The sequence below is a fragment of the Faecalimicrobium dakarense genome, from assembly GCF_000499525.1.
GTDB classification, from domain to species: Bacteria; Bacillota; Clostridia; order Peptostreptococcales; family Peptostreptococcaceae; genus Faecalimicrobium; species Faecalimicrobium dakarense.
Genome location: NZ_HG529438.1, coordinates 1 through 1,964, shown reverse-complemented (window position 1 = coordinate 1,964; position 1,964 = coordinate 1). Strand labels below are relative to the sequence as shown.

Below are 1,964 nucleotides of genomic sequence, written 5' to 3'. Positions count from 1 at the left end.
TTTATTTGTTTGCCCTTTTCTTAAGGACAAGTAATACTATATCATCTTAATTTTATATCGTCAACACTTTTTATAAAGTTTTTTAAATTTTTTTATATAATTTATTTTTAATCGCTATTTTCCTTAGTTCTAGCTTATATTGTGTAATACTTTATTTTTTTATTCACATTTATTTCTGTAATTATTTTTTTGATTTACTATTTACTTTAATAACATACTTTTTTATCAATATAAAAAATAATACGTTCTATAATTTATATTTACCATAACATGTACTATTCTTTATATTGATTTATTTAAAGTTTAATTACATACCTAATAAAGACTTCATTCTATTTAAGTCAAATCCTAACACATGTTCACCATCTATTATCATAACAGGAATAGACATATACCCCATACGTATTAATTCTTTTCTAGCTTCTGAGCTTTTAGATATATTATATTCTATATATTCAATATTGTTTAATTTTAAATATTCTTTTGCTTTTATGCACTGTATGCATGAATCACTTGTATATATTTCTACTTTTTTCATTATATCTACCTTCCAAATCTTAGCATTTAAATACTTGTATTTTTTTTATATTGTATTAGATTATTATTAACTTATTATTAGTAAATAATATAGTTATATAATAGTTTAAGTTTTTAAAGTATAATTAATAATACATAAAATTATGTTATTGTTCAATATAACTCTACATTTTAGGAGGATTTTAATATGAGCAAAAAGATTTTAATTATGTCTGCTTCCACTGGAGGAGGTCATAATAGGGCTGCTCGAGCTATTAAAGAAGAATTAGAAAGTAAAACTATTGATAACGAGACAGTAGAATGCGAAATAATAGATAGTTTAAAATTAGTTAATAATACAATGGATAAAATAATATCTAGAGGCTATGAAAAATCGGCTATATATACTCCTAAAGCTTATGGTAGTGTATATAGATTTTCTGAGAGTAGCTTAGTATCAAAAAATGAGTTTAAGGGAAATTTACTTACTTCTCTTATGGCTCAAAAATTTAAAAAGCTTCTTAATGATTCACAACCAGATTTAATTATAGGTACTCACCCATTCCCTATGATTGCACTTAGTACATTAAAAAAATATACTAATATGGATGTACATAACCTTAATTTAAGTGATACTTTCCATAAAAAATATGTTGACCTTAGTGTTCCACCTATGATTTCTGTATTAACAGATTATACTACTCACTCAACATGGATACAAAATGAAATAGACTATTATATTGTTGGGCATGAATATGTAAAGGAACTACTTGTATTTGAGGGTGTAGAAAGTAATAAAGTTAAAGCATTTGGAATTCCTGTTGAAAAATCATTTTTATCTCACAGAGATAGAGAAACGGTTTTAGAAGAATTAGGTCTATATCCTGACAAATTAACTGTTTTACTTATGGGTGGAAGTTTTGGAGCAGGAAATATAAAGGAAACTCTAGCCGAACTTATGGAAATAGACAGAGATTTCCAAATATTAGTTATAACCGGAAGAAATGAAAGCCTTCGTGAAAAAATAGAAAAAGGATTGTCTCAACATTTTCATGATAAAACTGTTAAAGTACTAGGATTTACAAATAAGATGAATGATATCCTAGCTTCTGTAGATGTATTAGTATCTAAGCCAGGTGGTCTTACTACTACGGAATCTTTGCTTAAAGATGTTCCTATGATAGTTCCTTACTACATACCTGGTCAAGAAGAAGAAAATTTAGATTTCTTATCTAACTGTGGAGCTGTTCTTAGAACTACTAAAAAATATAATTTATCTGTTTTATTAAAAGTTCTTATTGATGACCCATCTAGATTAGATATGCTTAAGCGTAATATAAGATCTATAAGGAAATTTAATTCTTCTCAAAATATTGCTAATTTAGTAGTAGATATTTTATCTAATGAAAAGTAAATTAACTTTATATAAATAAAAAAGCAATATACCT

At 25.5% G+C, this 1,964-nt stretch carries 2 protein-coding genes; one reads left to right on the top strand and one right to left on the bottom strand.

Annotation, left to right across the window (positions count from 1 at the left end; translation table 11 throughout):
• Positions 1–307: 307 nt before the first annotated feature.
• The gene (locus BN899_RS18030) at positions 308–538 is read right to left on the bottom strand and encodes a glutaredoxin family protein (protein WP_042278384.1); all 231 of its coding nucleotides are present in this window, start codon (positions 536–538) and stop codon (positions 308–310) included.
• Positions 539–724: 186 nt separating this feature from the next.
• Between BN899_RS18030 and BN899_RS18025 the strand changes: the two genes are divergently transcribed.
• Positions 725–1,930 carry an MGDG synthase family glycosyltransferase gene (locus BN899_RS18025; RefSeq protein ID WP_042278382.1) on the top strand — a complete coding sequence of 402 codons (1,206 nt, stop codon included), beginning with the start codon at positions 725–727 and terminating at the stop codon, positions 1,928–1,930.
• Positions 1,931–1,964: the final 34 nt, after the last annotated feature.